The organism is Mucilaginibacter sp. PAMB04274 (genome assembly GCF_039634385.2).
GTDB lineage: Bacteria > Bacteroidota > Bacteroidia > Sphingobacteriales > Sphingobacteriaceae > Mucilaginibacter.
In genome coordinates this window covers 3,674,522-3,691,867 of sequence record NZ_CP155081.2, presented here as the reverse complement: position 1 = coordinate 3,691,867, position 17,346 = coordinate 3,674,522, and the positions used below count along the sequence as shown (strand labels likewise).

Sequence of the window (17,346 nt, the reverse complement as noted above, 5' to 3'; positions counted from 1 at the left end):
GAGCCAAGAAACAGACTTATTGTTTACCTGTATAAATTAAAAAAGCCATAGTAATTGCTATGGCTTTTTTAATTTATGACCTTATGTCTGACCCCAGCGCTTATCTACTCGTTCACTCCGTACAAGTAAGGTTGCATTTTGCCGCAAGAGCAGTTGGCAGTATCTTTACCGCCAAGCTTAGTGAGGAAGTATTGATAAAATTTCATGCGGTCTTTCATGTTGTACAAATCTTCGCCTTTATTGCATTCAATTTCACCGTTAATAATATTAATGGTCATACCGAAGCCCGGTGCGCGGCCTTTAGCCTTATCTGCTGGTTTAGGCTGCCATACGCCTACCATTACATCATGTGCAGAGGGCTTGTGCGTTTGTGGTGTCATCCAAAAATAAATGGCTGTTTTAAAGGCCAGAACGTGGTCTGTCTCAATCAATTCTGGGCTGTTCAATAATATCTTGTCATCGCCTAAAATACAATCGCCGGCGTAACCGTAGTTACCGTTGTAGCTTAACTGAACCGGTCCACGGCCATAATATTTTTTACCGGCAACGGGTGGGTACTCATCATTCTCGGCAATGTAGGCTGATGTTGTATTTTTTTCATGAATGTACATCAGGCCATCCGTAAAGGTATCATCCACACCACCGCGCGTTTCGTGGGCAATGTGCGCAAAAAAAGCGGCCAGTTCTCTTTTGTTCGTCGCAGCATCCTTTTCTGTACAAAATTTACTATAATCCACCTCATAACTGCTATCGGGCTTAGCTTTTGCCCAAGCCTCGTTCCAGTCAACGTCCTGGCGCACAATGGTAGCCTTACCGCTAGCTTTATCAGTGCGTATAATTTGGTATACAGATACCGCCCGGCGGGTCACTTTTACCTTAATTTGGCTTATCTCTTTTATGGCTTTTATAAAAGAGGCATAAGTGTAAAATTTGTTCCGTTGCGGAAACAGTTCATTAAAAAGTTTTTCGGTAATTAAGCTGGCGGCTGTTGCAGGCATAGCTTTTTGAGCGGGTTTGCCTTGTTTGGCGTTGCTACTGTTAGTGCAACTAAAACTAAGCAGCACCAACGTACTAACTGAGCAAATAACAAGTTTAGTATATAATGAAAAGTGTTTAACCAGAAAAGCTTGCATATAACGGCGATGTGTTGTGTAATATTAATACGCAGTAAACATCAAAAATTATTCACATTGCATCAAATGATTATGAAAATTATTTAATTGCAGCGCTGATGAAGATCTATACCAAAACCGGCGACAAAGGTTTAACCTCCCTGATAGGAGGTAACCGAGTGCCTAAATCCCATATTCGTATCGAAAGCTATGGTACTGTTGACGAGCTAAACGCTTATCTGGGTTTAATTGCCGACCAGGATATTCAACTGCAGGACAAAAAAGTATTACAGCATATACAAAATAACTTGTTTGTAATAGGTGCATTGCTTGCGGCAGAGCCCGGAAAGTCGCGAATGACCATACCCAATTTAACCGATAGCGATATCGGCGTTTTAGAGCACGAAATGGATGCAATAGAAATCCAGTTGCCCGAGTTAAAACATTTTATACTGCCTGGCGGTAGTAATGCCATATCATTTTGCCATGTAGCCAGGTGCGTATGCCGCCGGGCCGAACGTGTAGTGGTGCAATTGGCTACAGAGAGTGTTGTTGATGAAAAAATTGTGATATATTTAAACAGACTGAGCGATTACCTGTTTATGCTGGCACGTAAAGTAGGGCACGATCAGCAAATACCTGAAAATAAATGGGAACCAGGTGTATAATCGGTGTAGAAAAAATTATTTGATAAATCATTCAGAAATATTATATTTTTGCGAAAATTGATAAATTAACCCCAACAATAAATTATAACGTATGTACTGGACTCTTGAATTGGCTTCACATCTGGAAGATGCACCATGGCCTGCTACAAAAGATGAACTGATTGATTATGCTATCCGTTCGGGTGCGCCTGTTGAGGTGATTGAAAACCTGCAGGCATTAGAGGATGATGGTGAACCTTATGAAAATATTGAGGAGATTTGGCCTGATTATCCAACTAAAGATGACTTCTTTTTTAACGAAGACGAATATTAAAAATAGCCCGCATAAGCGGGTTTTTTTATTTTATAACAACAATTTGGAATGGTTTTGGTTAGGTAAGTAATAAATACATTTATCAAACTAAAACACTTACCCAAATGAGAGGCTTATTGTACATTATTGCTGTTATCCTTATTATAGGATGGGCATTAGGAGCGTTTGTTTACAATGTTGGAGGCTTAATCCACATTTTAATTGTTATAGCGATTATCGCTTTAATATTAGGTATAATTCGTAGGGCGTAACTAGATATTAAAACTATGAGAGGCTTATTATATTTAGTAGCAGTAATATTAGTCATATTGTGGGTAGTAGGATTTCTATTCCACGGACTTGGAACTTTTGGTGACGGTAGCATTATTCACGTATTGCTGGTCATTGCAATTATCGCTATTCTGTTAGGAGTTATCCGCAGGGCATAATTGACTATAAAGAATAATTAATTGAGCCGCGCGTTGTTAAACGTGCGGCTTTTTGTTTATCAGTAATTCGGCTATGGCTATATCCTCCGGAAAGGTGATCTTAAAGTTCTGATAGCTGCCCTCAACAATATGAATTGCATGACCGGCTAATTCAGCTACGCTGGCATCATCGGTAAAGCTTTCCTGGTAAGTACACTCATAAGCACGCTTTAATAAATCTGCTTTAAAGGTTTGTGGGGTTTGCACCAGGTATATTTCATCGCGCAGCAGGCTTTGTGTATGGGCTGCCTTTACCTGCCTAATCGAATCACGACTTTTAACAGCTACCACAACAGCGCCCTGCCGGGCGGCTTGCTGGTACGCCGCCTCAATGGTTTGGGCGCTTACAAGCGGGCGCACGGCGTCATGCACCGCTACCAACGCATCATCAGGTACTAATTTCAATCCACTTTTTACCGAATGGAAGCGGGTAGGCCCTCCGCCCACTAACTGGTGAGTAACGTTAAAGCTGTGCTCGGCGCATAACTGCTGCCAGTATTCATGAAAGGCCTCGGGTAAAACCACAATAAGCTTAGGCTGCGAATTGCTGTTGTGAAAAGCAAGCAAAGTGTGCATCAAAACAGGCAACCCGTTAAGCAGAAGAAATTGCTTAGGCACCGCCGCCTGCATACGTGTGCCCGAACCACCGGCTACAATAATAGCATAGTTAGCCGTGTGAGGTGAAACATGGGATGCGAGATGAACGTCGTATGGCATAGTTAAAGTTGATGTGAATGCGCCTGCAATAATGCTAATAAAAAACGCCATTGTAAAAACAATGGCGTTTTGGATTCATGAGTATTTTGTCAAATATCTCACAACTAATATCAAGTCTGTTTAGATAATCAGCATGGCGTCGCCGTAGCTATAAAAGCGGTATTTCTCTTTTACAGCAATTTCATAAGCGTTCATTACATGCTCATAACCTCCAAATGCACTTACCATCATTAACAGGGTCGACTCGGGAGTGTGGAAGTTAGTAATCATAGAATTAGCAATGCTAAACTCATACGGCGGGAAAATGAACTTGCTGGTCCAGTCATTAACAGATTTTAAAGTCTTGTTGGCAGAGACAGCAGATTCGATAGCGCGCATAGACGTCGTTCCTACGGCGCAAACACGTGTTTTACGCTCAATGGCACGGTTTACAATATCAGCTTGCTTTTGCTCGATGATAATTTGTTCAGAATCCATTTTGTGCTTGGTCAGATCCTCCACCTCAACCGGGCGAAAAGTACCTAAACCAACGTGAAGCGTAACTTCTGCAAATTCAACACCTTTTAATTCCAGGCGCTTCATCAGCTCGCGGCTAAAGTGCAGACCTGCGGTTGGAGCTGCAACAGCGCCTTCATTTTTAGCAAAAATGGTTTGGTAGCGCTCTTTATCTTCGGCAGTGGCTTTGCGTTTAATGTATTTAGGAAGCGGTGTCTCACCTAAAATTTCAACGTTACGACGAAACTCTTCATCAGTACCATCAAACAAAAAACGGATAGTGCGGCCACGCGAAGTGGTGTTGTCTACAACCTCGGCAACCAGTAAATCGTCATCGCCAAAGTACAGTTTGTTGCCTACACGTATTTTACGGGCCGGGTCAACCAGTACATCCCATAAACGCAGTTCTTTATTTAATTCGCGCAGTAAGAAAACCTCAATGGTAGCACCTGTTTTCTCTTTATTGCCATACATACGGGCCGGGAAAACTTTGGTGTTGTTCAGGATCATTACATCCTTATCATCAAAATAATCCAAAACATCCTTAAATATTTTGTGCTCAATTTTGCCAGAATCGCGGTGTAGCACCATCAAACGAGACTCGTCGCGAACATCAGACGGGTTGTGAGCGATCAAAGAATCGGGCAGATTGAATTTAAATTGAGATAATTTCATATCTTTTTATGAATATTTTTTAGGGCGCAAATGTACGCATAAATTTTCGTATATATAAACGCTTGTTAATCAGTTTTGTGTCATGGCCGGGCAAACAAAAACCCGCTATAAGTTTTTATGTACTGCCGGCTTATGAATAATTGGTTAAATTGTAAAAAGATACTTTGTATACGCCCCGACAATATGGGCGATTTGCTCATGACAACACCCGCGTTGCGGGCGCTCAAGCAAACCTTTAACGCCCAAATAACTGTTCTTACCTCCAGTATGGCAGCAGGCATAGCCAGTATGATACCCGAAATAGATGAGGTAATTACTTTTGATGTGCCGTGGGTAAAAACCAGTACGGCGTCAGGCCAGGAGGCGGTAACAGCAGTAGTAAACCAGCTTAAACAACAACAGTTTGATGCGGCAGTCACTTTTACGGTGTATAGCCAAAACCCTTTACCTACCGTAATGCTGGCTTACTTGGCCGGTATACCTTTACGTTTGGCTTACTGCCGCGAAAACCCATACCAGCTTTTAACCAATTGGGTGCCCGACAAGGAACCATACGATATTATACGTCACCAAGTGAGGCGAGATCTGGATCTGGTAGCTTCCGTTGGTGCCTTTACAGAAGACGAGAGGTTGAGTTTACAGTTGCCCGACTTATGGCCACAGGTGGCACAAAAGTTACAGCAGCTGGGTGTGGACATACAAAAGCCCTGGCTGGTTATGCACCCAGGAGTGAGTGAACCTAAACGTGAGTATCCACAAGAGCGTTGGGCCGAAGCTGCTCAAAAAGCGGTTAACGAACTGGGTTACCAGGTATTGTTTACCGGCTCAGGGAGCGAACAGGCTATGGCCGCGTCCATTCAAGGCCTGGCAGGGGTGGGTACCTTTAACGTGGCCGGTCAATTCAAGCTGAGCGAATTTGCAACTTTGATTGCACAGGCCCCCGTTGTAGTATCGGTAAATACGGGCACAGTACATATTGCTGCTGCAACCAATACGCCCACAGTGGTATTATACGCCTTAACTAATCCGCAGCATACACCCTGGATGGTGCCAAGCCAGGTATTAAGCTATTCGGTACCGCCACAGGCTCAAAGCAAGAATGAGGTGATTATGCACGTAAGCCGCTACCTTAATAATACAATAACAGAAATGCCATGTGCTGATGACATTATTGCGGCTGTAAACGCACTTACACGTCGGAATGCTGCAGAGCAGCCTGTAATCAATTTAACAGGTATTAAACACTTTGGTGTTTGAGTTGTAGTGGAGGTATTCTAGCCCCTCCGGTTTATTATGGATCAGTACATCATCATTATAAGTGTAATTGGTATTGCTGCATTAGGCATGGCATGGATGCCGGCTATAAGTAAGCGAACCGGTGTTTCATACGCCATTATTTATATGCTGGCTGGTGTGCTTATTTATTTAGTATTTCCACATCTACTTCCTAACGCCGATCCCCGTAAACATCAAACTTATACCTCACACTTAACTGAGCTGGTGGTTATTATTTCGTTGATGGGTACAGGTATTAAAATAGACCGGTCCTTTGCCTATAAAACCTGGAAAACGCCTATTCGTTTGGTTACATGGGGTATGCTGGGTTGCATTGGCATAGCCGCATTACTAGGCTATGGTTTCTTCGGGATGGATGTAGCATCGGCGCTGTTGCTGGGTGCTGCGCTGGCGCCTACCGATCCGGTATTAGCCTCGGATGTACAGGTTGGTCCGCCTAATGAAAAATTGCGATTTGAGACCAAGTTTGCCTTAACTGCCGAGGCCGGTATGAATGATGCGTTTGCGTTTCCGTTTGTAATGCTGGCTATCACTTTATCGCAAATGGCTAATAAGGGGCAGGGAAGTATTTGGGAATGGGCAGGGTACGCCCTGATTCTTAAAATTGTTATCGGGTTAGTTATTGGCGTGATAATAGGACGGTTATTGGGATACCTTATTTTTAGCGTAGGAGACCGTTTGGAAATTTTGGAAACGCGCGATGGCTTTGTTGCCCTATCGCTAACACTAATGGTTTACGGCATAACAGAACTAGCGCATGGGTATGGCTTTATGGCTGTTTTTGTGGCCGGACTAAGTTTACGCCATTATGAAAGAGGCCATAAATTGCATACTAAGTTGCACGATTTTACAGATCAGACAGAGCGCATTATGGTGGCCATTGTGCTTATCCTTTTTGGTGGAAGTCTGACCACTGGTATACTCAACAATTTAACCTGGCCAATGGTCACTTTTTCCATTCTGTTTCTATTCATTGTAAGGCCGCTAACTTCTTATTTGAGTTTGTTCGGTATACAGCTCCATTCCAGAGAAAAATGGGTAATCAGCTTTTTTGGTATCAGGGGTATGGGTTCTATCTATTATCTGAGCTATGCTTTTAAAGAAGCACATTTCCCTTATGCCGAGCAAATATGGACTGTAGTAACTTTCACTATATTACTATCTATATTTGTGCATGGCTTAACAGCTACCACCGTAATGAAGCGCATGGAGGCCCGCTTTGCTAATGAAATTGGATAACTGACCGTTAATGGGTGTAAGTGTTTGTTCCCGAACATTCACTGTACGAAAGTGAACGATTTTGATCGTAGTCTCTCACTTATTTTATTGGTAATAAGTTCGTTATTTAAGTGGCATGCGGTTTTCACTAGTCATAAAAAGTATTGAAGCATGCTTAAGAACTACTTTAAAATTGCCTGGCGAAACCTGTACCGTAACAAAGCTTTTTCGGCCATTAACATAGCTGGTTTAGCGGTGGGTATGGCAGGCACTATCTTGATATATACCTGGATACAACACCAGTTGAGCTATGATCAGTTTCATGCCAATAAAGGTACCTTATATAAACTTTGGCTTCGCTCGGCCGATACTACGGGCCAAATTTATTGTTCTGATATTACGTCGGGCCCGTTAGGGGCTGCCCTAAAGCAGGAGTTTCCGGAGGTGCAGGATGTGTCTCGTATCTACTGGCCAATCGACAGGTTGTTTTCTTACCGCGATAAAATTATCAAAGCCGAAGGTCGCGATGTGGATAAACCATTCTTAACCATGTTCAGTTTTCCGCTTATTGCGGGCGATCCTAAACATGCGCTGGATGAAGTGAATAGCGTAGTAATTACCGAAAGCCTGGCCCGCAAGCTCTTTGATAATGAGAGCCCAATGTACAAGGTAATTAACATAGATAAAAAGCAAACCTGCCAAATTACCGGTGTAATGAAGGATTTGCCTTATAATACAGAGTTCAAGTTTGATTATCTGGTATCACTGGCTGCAAATGAAAACTTTTATTCGGCCGGTAATAACTGGAATAACAATACCTATCAAACCTTTGTACAGCTCAAGCCAGGTGTTGATGTAAAGCAATTGGGCCAAAAGATAGCAGATATCAATGAACGTCACACAGATGCTGTTAAGGCACAGTTGTTTCTGCATCCCATAACCCAATGGCACTTGTACTCTAATTTTGAAAACGGCAAGGCAACCGGCGGATTGATTGATGTGGTGCGTTTGGTAGCCTTAATAGGCGGCTTGATACTGTTAGTGGCCTGTATCAATTTTATGAACCTAAGTACCGCCCGCAGTGAGAAACGTGCCAAAGAGGTAGGTGTACGCAAAGTGATGGGCGCCCAAAAAATGAGCCTTGTTGCTCAGTTTTTGAGCGAATCTATCTTAATAGCGATTGTTGCAGGTATGTTAGCGCTTATATTGGTTGCGCTGTGCCTGCCTGCCTTTAACCGCTTTACTCAGGAAAACCTTACAGTTAATTACTTAAGTCCGGTTTTTATAGTTGGTATGCTGGGGTTTATTGTGCTAACCGGTGCTTTGGCTGGCAGTTACCCTGCTTTCTTTTTATCGGCATTTAAGCCGGTAAAGGTTTTAAAAGGTAAGTTTCGGGAAGGGCACCATTGGTTTACACCGCGCAAGGTGCTGGTAGTAGTGCAGTTCACAGTAGCTATTGTAATGGTGGTATCAACTCTGGTTGTTTACCGGCAAATACAATTTGCGCAGCAGCGCGATAGCGGCTATGTTAAGAATAACCTGATCGACATTGGCATTGAAGGCGATATGCGTAAAAACTATGACCTCATTAAACATGATTTGATCCAATCAGGTGCGGCTACCGGTGTATCTCAAAACAGTTTTTCGGTCACACAGCCAGCAAGCACGTCAAACTCTTACCGTTGGACCGGTGAAAATGCAGAACAACCCGATATAGAGTTTACCCGCTTTAATACCACCGGCGATTTCATTAGCACCTTGGGCATAAAACTGGTACAAGGTCGTGACATTGACCTGGCTATGCACCCTTCAGATACAGCAGCGGTGCTGCTTAACGAAACTGCCGTAAAACAAATGCAGCTTAAAAATCCTTTAGGCCATGCCATTTATTTTAGCCGGATGGGAGATAAGCCTATTACTGTGGTGGGGGTTTTTAAAGATTTTATAATTGGTTCGCCCTACAGTCCCGTTAGCCCTATGATTGTACATGGCTTGCGCAATTGGAATTACAATATGGTGGTACGCTTAAATGCGCATAACAGCACCGCTAAAAATTTGCAGCTTGCCGGCGATGTTTTTAAAAAGTACAATCCTTCTTACCCATTTGAATACAAGTTTGTAGACCAACGCTATGCCGAAAAGTTTGCCAACGAAGTAAAAACCGGTACACTGGCTGCGCTATTTGCAGGCTTAACCATTTTCATATCATGCCTCGGGCTGTTTGGCCTGGCTGCCTACATGGCCGAGAACCGTTCAAAAGAAATTGGCATACGCCGCGTGCTGGGTGCCAGTGTAAGCAGTGTAATACAATTACTTACTACAGAATTTGTAGTGCTGGTGGTAATAGCACTGGCTATTGCCACACCCATAGGCTGGTGGGTAATGCATAACTGGTTACAAAACTACACTTACCACGTTACTGTGGGCTGGTTTACTTTTGCCATGGCTGGTGTTACTGCCATACTACTGGCTGTTGGTACGGTGAGCATGCAGGCGGTTAGGGCAGCTAACGCCAACCCCGTAGATAGTATGAGAGCTGAATAAAGCTACCTGATTATTGAGAGCAGCTTGTTGTGATAATACAGTATCAAAAAAAGAGACCGGACGTAAACGTCCGGTCCCTAATCTAATTTACTTATGAAAACAACAACTCTAAGAAGCCATTTTCATCCCTAATATATTCTTAAAAGTTGTTATAACCAAATTATTTCGCTCTTGTTAATGTAGGAGTATTTAAGATTTAACGCTTTTAATACCTTGTTATAGGCGATTTACCTATAATTGCAAACTCAAAAATGATACTATGATGAATGTAAAGGTAATTGCGTTTGATGCAGATGATACCCTTTGGGTTAACGAGCCTTACTTCAGGAGAACCGAAGAAAAATTTTGCACGCTTTTTAGCGAGTTCCTGTCGCCGCATGATATTGAGCGCGAGTTACTCAAGATTGAAATTGGTAATTTGGGCTTGTATGGTTATGGTATAAAAGGCTTTATGCTATCGATGATTGAGACGGCGCTAAAGGTAACCGACGGCCGTATGAATGCTGATGCCATTGAGAAAATACTGAACCTGGGCAAAGAACTTTTAAACGAGCCTATTGAATTGCTGGAAGGTGTGGAGCAGGTGTTACAGTCACTGCAGGGCCGTTATAAGTTAGTTGTGGCCACCAAAGGCGACTTGCTCGACCAAGAACGTAAATTAAAGAAATCTAATTTAACACAGTATTTTCATCATATTGAAGTGATGTCTGAAAAGGATGATGCCAGCTACCAGAAGCTGGTTAAGCATCTGGATATACAGCCGCAGGAGCTGTTGATGGTGGGCAACTCCCTCAAGTCAGACATACTGCCCGTGCTTAATATAGGCGGCTATGCTATACACGTTCCGTACCATATAACCTGGGTGCACGAGATGGTTGAAAGCCAGGTTGAACATGAGAACTTTAAAAGCGTAACGCATATTCAGGAAATTTTACAATACTTACCCTTATGAAACACAAGCTTGACCTGGAAAACTGGCCCCGTAAGCAGCACTTCGAATTTTTTAAGCAATTTGAGGAGCCTTACTTCGGTGTTACCGTCAATGTAGACCTTACCTTAGCTTATGAACATGCCAAGGCAGCCGGCGTTTCCTTGTTTATATATTACCTTTTTCAATCCTTAGGTGCAGCTAATATGGTAGAGCCGTTCAGGTATCGGATTGAGGACGATCAAGTAGTGGTTTATGATGAGGTACATGCATCGGCCACCATTAACCGGCCTAATGGAACATTTGGATTTTCGTACATCGATTACCACCCTTCGTTCAATAAATTTTTGGAAGGTGCCGAGCGGGAGATAGACCGTGTACAAAATACCACTGATCTCATGCCATCTACATCAGGCCAAAATGTAATTCATTTTTCGGCCCTGCCATGGATCAATTTCACATCTATATCTCATGCGCGCATGTTCAGTTTCAACGAAAGCGTTCCCAAAATAAGCTTTGGCCGCATAACCGATATCGACGGCCAAAAGATAATGCCTGTATCTATCCATGTACATCACGCCCTTATGGATGGACTGCACGTGGGCCAATATCTTCAGGCTTATCAGGATTTGCTGAATATGGGCTTATAACATAAGGGGAGATGTGAGAGCGAGGAGCGGCAACCTTAAGATGCAAGGAATTATTTTAATCAACATTGAGCAAGGACCGTCTATCTGTATTCTCGCTCCGCTCATATAAAGTTTTCGCGCTGCAATCATCACTCGCTTTTTAAACTCCTAACTGGGTTAGCCATTGCTGCTTTAATGGTTTGCAGGCTCATAGTTAGCAAGGCTACCGTGATGGTTGATAATATAGTGCCAACAAACAGCCAAATACCCGGGTTAATATGATAGGCGTAATTTTGCAGCCAGTGGCTCATGGCGTACCAGGCTACGGGTGCAGCTATCATAAACGCTACAAAAATCAATTTTATAAAGTCGGCACTAAGCAGGGTTACAATTTGAGTAATAGTAGCACCCAAAACTTTACGTATGCCAATTTCTTTAGTGCGCTGGTTGGTTGTATAAAGTGCCAGTCCTAACAAACCCAGGCAACTTATTAAAACTGAAAGCCCTGTAGCCCATTTAAGCAATTTACCGGTGTTTTGCTCTGCTTTATAAAAGCGGGCTGTGCTTTCATCCACAAAGCGGTATTCAAAATCATCGTCGGGGAAAACTTCCTGCCATGAGGATTCCATTTTTATCAAAGCATTTTTCCAGTTTGCCGAACTGTTGGCGCCGGATTTTAAAGCAATGTGCAACGTACGGGTAAAACGATTGTTAGTACTGAAGCAAATAGCCGCCGGCTTAATGGCATACTGTAATGATCTTTGGTAAAAATCAGCAACTACACCAATAATAGGCACCTCTTTATCATTCACTTTTACCAGTTTACCGACGGCTTGTTTAGGATTTTGAAAGCCTAAAAACTTACAATAGGTTTGGTTAATAATATAAGCACCTGTGCTATCATGCGGTTGCAGGTTGCGTCCGGCCAGTAACTTGAGCTGATAAACATTTAGATAATTATCATCGGCATACTTAAGCTCTACATCGGTTTCACGTTCTGTTTTTCCATCCTTATAGCTAAAGGCAGTAGAGTGGCTGTTGTTTGATGATGGCGCATCACTACCAAGGCTTATAGTTTCCACTTGAGGTATCGATTTGATTTTATTGAGGTAAACCTGTTTTAAGTTTGAGTTTGCATATTTATAGGGCGTACGTATATACATTACAGCATCTTTTTTAAAGCCTAGGTCTTTATTAAGCATATAGTGTATTTGATTACTTACTAATATGGTAGCCATAATAAATACCTGTGCAATTACAAACTGCGTAACGGTGAGACCCCTGCGCAAACCGAATGATACGCCTTTACTTGTTTTAGGATTACTTTTAAGTACCTGTACCGGTTGGTATGATGACATAACCACTGCAGGATAAAAGCCGGATATAACAGCAACAACGGCAATTAAAATAAAAATGAACAGCAGCATGCCTGGGGTAAAAATCATACTGTAGCTTATGCCGGCAGGTATAAAATCGGCAAACATAATGAGCAGCAGGTAAGCCAGGCCTATTGAAATGATAGCCGCAATAAGTGTAAGCAAAAAAGTTTCGGTTAAAAATTGGCTTATAAGTTGTTGCCGGGTACCGCCTATAGTTTTGCGAACGCCAATCTCTCGTGCTCTTTGTGAGGATTGAGCCGTAGTTAAATTAATAAAGTTGATGCATGCCAAAATGAGTAAAAATGCTGCCACGCCCAATAAGCTGTGCAAAACAGATTTGTTAGCCACCCGCTGATCAAAGTTGTCATACTCGCTACTAAAATGCAGGTTACTGAGTGGTTGCAGGCTCAAGGTTTGACTTTCACCGGGAGAACTCTTCTCTAAATTATTTTTTAGCATAGTATTCAACTGGGCCTCTGTTTGCCTGGCCGAACTTTGCTTACTAATTTTGATGAAAAGCTGATTATAAGAGGATGTACTGCTCCAACTGGTTTCGTTGTAACCGCCATCTGTATCGCCACCATTGGGTCTTAGTTTAAAATTCGCCGCGGTGGCCAGACTCATAAAGTCATGAAAGTTAAAATCGGTATTTTCTTTAAGATCTGCTACAACGCCAGATACCGTCATTTTAAGCGAATCATCGTAAATAACTGTTTTTTCTAAAACTTGCTCAGGCTTTAGATCCGGGAAGTACAATTTGGCCCTGCTTTCGGTAAGTACAATGCGGTTTGGGTTTTGCAATGCAGTAGCAACCGATCCGGCCAGCCATTTATAAGGCAGCATTTCGAAGTATGCTCTGTCGCAAAAAATGATGTTTTCCTGGTTTTTAAAAATGCCTGGAGCTGTATTAGGTGCCGGAACTACAATCCGCTGATCCTGTCCATAAATGCGAAAGGGTACTGCCTGTTCTAGGCCGCTAACCGAACCAATAACCCGATGCAAAGGAACAGGTACCCCCGAATTGAAGCTGATTTGGCCCTGGTAAGTGTAAGTAGATACCACCCGGTAAATGTGGCTGCCATCTGGTTCAAACTTGTCAAAGCTAAAATCGAATTGCACCACTAAGGCTATAACTAAAGCCGCACCAATGCCGATGGCCAGTCCCACAACGTTAATTATGGTAAAAACTTTGTGCTTGAGCAGGCTGCGGAGCGCTGTTTTAAAATAGTTCTTTAGCATAATGAGCAGGTTTTAAATGGAACGGATTTATTTGCAGTTCGCTTTAATTAAATCAAATCTTACTCGCTTCTTAAGCTCTTTACAGGATTGACCAGGGCGGCTTTTACGGTTTGCAGGCTCATGGTTAATAAGGCAATGCTAATAGTAACGCCTATAGTGCCCACAAACAGCCATAAGCTAAGCGAGGTGTGGTATGCAAAGCTTTGTAACCATTGGTTTAGCGCATACCAGGCAATAGGCATGGCAATTACAAAGGCCAATACAATTAGCTTTACAAAATCGAAACTTAATATGGTTACTATCTGGCTTATGGTAGCGCCCATTACCTTGCGTATACCAATTTCTTTGGTACGCTGGCTGGTAGTATGAATAGCCAGTCCCAGTAGCCCCAAACAGCTAATAAAAACCGAAAGCCCCGTGGCCCAGTTAAGCAGCCTGCCGGTATTTTGTTCGGCTTTGTAAAAATTGGCTATGGTATCATCTACAAAGTTATATTCAAAATCTTCACCGGGATAAACCTCATTCCAGGCTTTTTCAATTTGCCTGATGGCCTTGGGCCACAACTTGCTGCCATCCGTACCAAATCGTAGGGCCATATGTACTACGCGGTTATAATTACGTTGGCCATTGGTTGCCAGTGCCAGCGGTAAAATAGGGGCACGAAGCGATACCTGGTGAAAATCTTTTACTACACCCACTATCTGTAGGTGATTGCCGTTAGACTCTATATACCTTCCAACCACATTGTCGGGTTTTGAGAAGCCCAGTTCTTTGGCGTATGTTTCATTAATAACAATACCGCTGGAGGTGTCGCGCATTTGCGGGCTGCGGCCCGCTAATAGTGTAAGGCCGTAAATATTAAAAAAATTCTGATCGCCGTATTTTAAATACACAACCGTTTCGGTTTCTTTTTTGCCGTCTCTGTAGGTCATGTGGGTTGACATGGTGCTGCTTGAGGATGGCGGTTCGCTGCCTAAACTAATTTGGGAAATTTGTGGTATAGCTCTAAGTTTATTCACAAATACCTGTTCCAAATTAGTATTCATCTTGCTGTAAGGTGCTTGTACATAAAGCAAGGCATCTTTTTTAAATCCCAGATCTTTGTTGAGTAGGTAATGGATCTGGCTGCTCACTAGTAGGGTACCCATCACAAAAAATTGTGCTATTACAAACTGCGCTACGGTAAGCCCTTTGCGTAAGTAATGCTTATTGCCTTTACCGGCTGTTGCTCCCCGCTGATTTTTTATGATCTCGATAGGTTGATAGTCCGACATAACCATAGCTGGGTACAAGCCCGAAAGTAGCGTGATGATAATTATCAAAGCCACCAAAAAACCAAATACACGAGGCGTAAACATCATGGCATAAGTAACATCTGCAGGGATAAAATCACTGAAAACTTGTAACAGATACCCCGCCAATAAGGCCGACACTAATGTAGCCGCCAAGGTAAGCAACAAGGTTTCGGTCAAGAACTGACCTATGAGCTGCCGGCGGGTACCGCCTATGGTTTTACGGATGCCTATCTCCTTGGCTCGTTGTGCCGATTGTGCGGTGTTTAGGTTAATAAAGTTGATACAACCCAGTATAAGTAAGAACGCAGCTACGCCCAGTAAGCCGTACAACACTTTCTTATTGGCAATACGCTGGTCAAAGTTGTCATAGTTTGCATTAAAGTGAATATCGGCTAGGGGCTGCAAGGCAAAGGATTGGGTGCGGCTCATCTTCTTGTTTGCACTGTTCTGGTAATAAATATCGTTAACCTGTTTTTCAACCTGTTTAACAGAAGCATTTTTGCTGACCTTAATCATCAGCTGATCGCTTGATGAAGTGTTGTTCCAATCGTGGCTATAATAGTTAGGGAGCAGGTTTTTGTTATGAATTGCAGTGGCCAGGCTTATAAAATCATGAAAGGTAAAATCGGTGGTTTGCTCCAGATCTTCTACAATGCCCGATACGGTCACCTTAACGCTATCATTATAAGTGATGATTTTGCCTATAATACTGGCATTGTTTAAATTAGGAAAGTACAGCTTTGCCCGGCTTTGGGTGAGTACAACTTTATAAGGCTGTTTAAAAGATTGATTGGCCGAACCGGCCAGCCACTTATATTTAATAAGTTTAAAGTACGATCCGTCGGTAAGTATGATTTGCTTTTGTTTTTTGAAAACAGCAGGCTGCGGCTGGCTGCCGGTGATGCTTACTTTGGTATTGTAATCATACATAAAAAAAGGGGCCGCCTGCGCTAGGCCGGTAACCTGGCTGGCTACAGCTTCGCCCAATGGTGCGGGCACGCCCGAGTTGTAGCCCTGCATCCCCTGAAAATTAAAGTTCGATACCACGCGGTAGATGCGGTCGCCGTTTGGATGCGCCTTGTCAAAATTAAAATCATACTGCACCACCAGGTAAATTACAATAGCAGCACTAATGCCAATGGCCAGCCCCACTATATTTATAAGCGTAAAAACTTTGTTCTTTAAAAGGCTGCGTACAGCGGTCCTGAAGTAATTTTTAAGCATAATCCTTCCTTTAAGCAGTGCTTTATATAAATCCTGCTAACAAGATTGTGCCAGTTAGGTAAGTTATTTACTTTTAGTATGTTATGTAAAATTTGAGGCGTTAACTGTACGTATGCGTACAGTTAACGTACGGCAGCAATACAATTGCGCCGTAAACACTTAACGTGCTTTGGTAAATACAAAGGGTATACTTTTAAGCTGATACCCTTTTTTGCGCAGCAAGGCAATCAATCCATCATCGCTACCCAGGTGGCCTGCACCTACAGCAACCATTAGGCTGCCTTTGCCAAACAAGGGAAGCATGCGGTTAATCATAACTACGTTGCGTTTAATAAGCAGGGCTTCGTTAAAGCTGGCATCTAAAGGTGCATCATCGTTCATTTCTTTTAGCAGCATTTTGGTATCTTGCTTTACGTACAACTCGGTCAGCTTTTTAATCATCGCATCGGCAGATGTATAGGTTTTCAAAAAGTCTTGCATCATTTTGGCCTGGGTGGTTACTGGTATCGCATTTAATGCCTGCATTTGCTCAGCTACAGTTTCCAGTCCGCCCACTTGCGCATGCAACGTTTTTGCCTTATTGTACATTTCCATATCAATGGTAACGGCTTTGCCATTGTTGAGTAGCAAGGTTGTTAAAAACAGAGGCTTTAAACGATACATAGCCGGCCCCATCATTTGCATCATGGGCGATGTTTTGGCAACCTCCTGCAATTTATGGAGCGATGCAGAGTCCAGCAGCTTATTTAAATATTGAGTGCTATCGGTCACCATGGCGTATTGCACCAACTCTATCGGATTGAGCTTGCCAAAATCGAGCTCAAAGTACACCTTTTTGGTTTGTGCCAGTTTAGCCATTACCGGCTGTGGTATACGGTAAAGGGAAGTATCGAACAAATGAATGGTACCGTAAAGGTAAGTGGGCTGTTTGATGCTCTTACCGGTGATTTGCCATAACAAGCCCTTGGTTTGCGCTTTAGCAGAACAAATACTGCCATACATAACAAACACAAGACAGGCGGCACGCAACACAAATTTTTTCATAATACAGATATACTGTTGATTTAGGGTAAAGATGCGAAGAAAGCCATAAAGTTCTAGTCATCTTCACAAACCTTTAGCAACAAGCAATAGTTTTATTACTTTT

General features: G+C 42.7%; 15 protein-coding genes. 9 read left to right on the top strand and 6 right to left on the bottom strand.

Going from position 1 to position 17,346, the window contains the following annotated elements:
- Positions 1-104: 104 nt before the first annotated feature.
- Positions 105-998: a chitinase gene (locus ABDD95_RS15470; RefSeq protein WP_345948242.1), complete on the bottom strand. Its 894-nt coding sequence runs from the start codon at positions 996-998 to the stop codon at positions 105-107.
- Between the two features lie 233 nt (positions 999-1,231).
- Between ABDD95_RS15470 and ABDD95_RS15465 the strand changes: the two genes are divergently transcribed.
- The 4 genes from ABDD95_RS15465 (at position 1,232) to ABDD95_RS15450 (ending at position 2,521) form a co-directional block, all read left to right on the top strand.
- Positions 1,232-1,780 carry a cob(I)yrinic acid a,c-diamide adenosyltransferase gene (locus ABDD95_RS15465; RefSeq protein WP_345948241.1) on the top strand — a complete coding sequence of 183 codons (549 nt, stop codon included), beginning with the start codon at positions 1,232-1,234 and terminating at the stop codon, positions 1,778-1,780.
- 91 nt (positions 1,781-1,871) lie between these two features.
- Positions 1,872-2,093: a DUF2795 domain-containing protein gene (locus tag ABDD95_RS15460; RefSeq protein WP_002996718.1), complete on the top strand. Its 222-nt coding sequence runs from the start codon at positions 1,872-1,874 to the stop codon at positions 2,091-2,093.
- Between the two features lie 104 nt (positions 2,094-2,197).
- Positions 2,198-2,344: a lmo0937 family membrane protein gene (locus ABDD95_RS15455; RefSeq protein ID WP_345948240.1), complete on the top strand. Its 147-nt coding sequence runs from the start codon at positions 2,198-2,200 to the stop codon at positions 2,342-2,344.
- Positions 2,345-2,359: 15 nt separating this feature from the next.
- Positions 2,360-2,521 (top strand): lmo0937 family membrane protein, encoded by a 162-nt coding sequence (locus ABDD95_RS15450; RefSeq protein WP_345948239.1) that lies wholly within the window; start codon positions 2,360-2,362, stop codon positions 2,519-2,521.
- 36 nt (positions 2,522-2,557) lie between these two features.
- On the opposite strand, the gene ABDD95_RS15445 is transcribed toward ABDD95_RS15450, so the two are convergent.
- Both ABDD95_RS15445 and queA read right to left on the bottom strand, forming a co-directional pair.
- On the bottom strand, positions 2,558-3,328 hold the full coding sequence (locus ABDD95_RS15445; protein WP_345948238.1) for a 2-C-methyl-D-erythritol 4-phosphate cytidylyltransferase: 771 nt from the start codon (positions 3,326-3,328) through the stop codon (positions 2,558-2,560).
- Between the two features lie 69 nt (positions 3,329-3,397).
- Positions 3,398-4,447, bottom strand: coding sequence for a tRNA preQ1(34) S-adenosylmethionine ribosyltransferase-isomerase QueA (gene queA / locus ABDD95_RS15440; protein ID WP_345948237.1), 1,050 nt, complete (start codon positions 4,445-4,447; stop codon positions 3,398-3,400).
- Between the two features lie 132 nt (positions 4,448-4,579).
- Here queA and ABDD95_RS15435 point away from each other — a divergent pair, with 132 nt between their 5' ends.
- The 5 genes from ABDD95_RS15435 (at position 4,580) to ABDD95_RS15415 (ending at position 11,083) form a co-directional block, all read left to right on the top strand.
- Positions 4,580-5,704: a glycosyltransferase family 9 protein gene (locus ABDD95_RS15435; protein ID WP_345948236.1), complete on the top strand. Its 1,125-nt coding sequence runs from the start codon at positions 4,580-4,582 to the stop codon at positions 5,702-5,704.
- Positions 5,705-5,740: 36 nt separating this feature from the next.
- Positions 5,741-6,982 (top strand): cation:proton antiporter, encoded by a 1,242-nt coding sequence (locus tag ABDD95_RS15430; protein ID WP_345948235.1) that lies wholly within the window; start codon positions 5,741-5,743, stop codon positions 6,980-6,982.
- A gap of 150 nt (positions 6,983-7,132) precedes the next feature.
- The gene (locus tag ABDD95_RS15425; protein WP_345948234.1) at positions 7,133-9,505 is read left to right on the top strand and encodes an ABC transporter permease; all 2,373 of its coding nucleotides are present in this window, start codon (positions 7,133-7,135) and stop codon (positions 9,503-9,505) included.
- Positions 9,506-9,764: 259 nt separating this feature from the next.
- Complete coding sequence (locus ABDD95_RS15420; RefSeq protein WP_345948233.1) at positions 9,765-10,457, top strand: HAD family hydrolase; 693 nt, start codon at positions 9,765-9,767, stop codon at positions 10,455-10,457.
- On the top strand, positions 10,454-11,083 hold the full coding sequence (locus tag ABDD95_RS15415) for a chloramphenicol acetyltransferase (RefSeq protein ID WP_345948232.1): 630 nt from the start codon (positions 10,454-10,456) through the stop codon (positions 11,081-11,083). Before ABDD95_RS15420 ends, ABDD95_RS15415 begins: the two co-directional genes overlap by 4 nt.
- A gap of 128 nt (positions 11,084-11,211) precedes the next feature.
- On the opposite strand, the gene ABDD95_RS15410 is transcribed toward ABDD95_RS15415, so the two are convergent.
- The 3 genes from ABDD95_RS15410 to ABDD95_RS15400 all read right to left on the bottom strand — a co-directional run bounded on the left by ABDD95_RS15410 (position 11,212) and on the right by ABDD95_RS15400 (position 17,243).
- On the bottom strand, positions 11,212-13,680 hold the full coding sequence (locus ABDD95_RS15410; RefSeq protein WP_345948231.1) for an FtsX-like permease family protein: 2,469 nt from the start codon (positions 13,678-13,680) through the stop codon (positions 11,212-11,214).
- A 59-nt stretch (positions 13,681-13,739) separates the two neighbouring features.
- Positions 13,740-16,199, bottom strand: coding sequence for an ABC transporter permease (locus ABDD95_RS15405; RefSeq protein WP_345948230.1), 2,460 nt, complete (start codon positions 16,197-16,199; stop codon positions 13,740-13,742).
- Between the two features lie 159 nt (positions 16,200-16,358).
- On the bottom strand, positions 16,359-17,243 hold the full coding sequence (locus tag ABDD95_RS15400) for a TraB/GumN family protein (protein ID WP_345948229.1): 885 nt from the start codon (positions 17,241-17,243) through the stop codon (positions 16,359-16,361).
- Positions 17,244-17,346 lie beyond the last annotated feature (103 nt).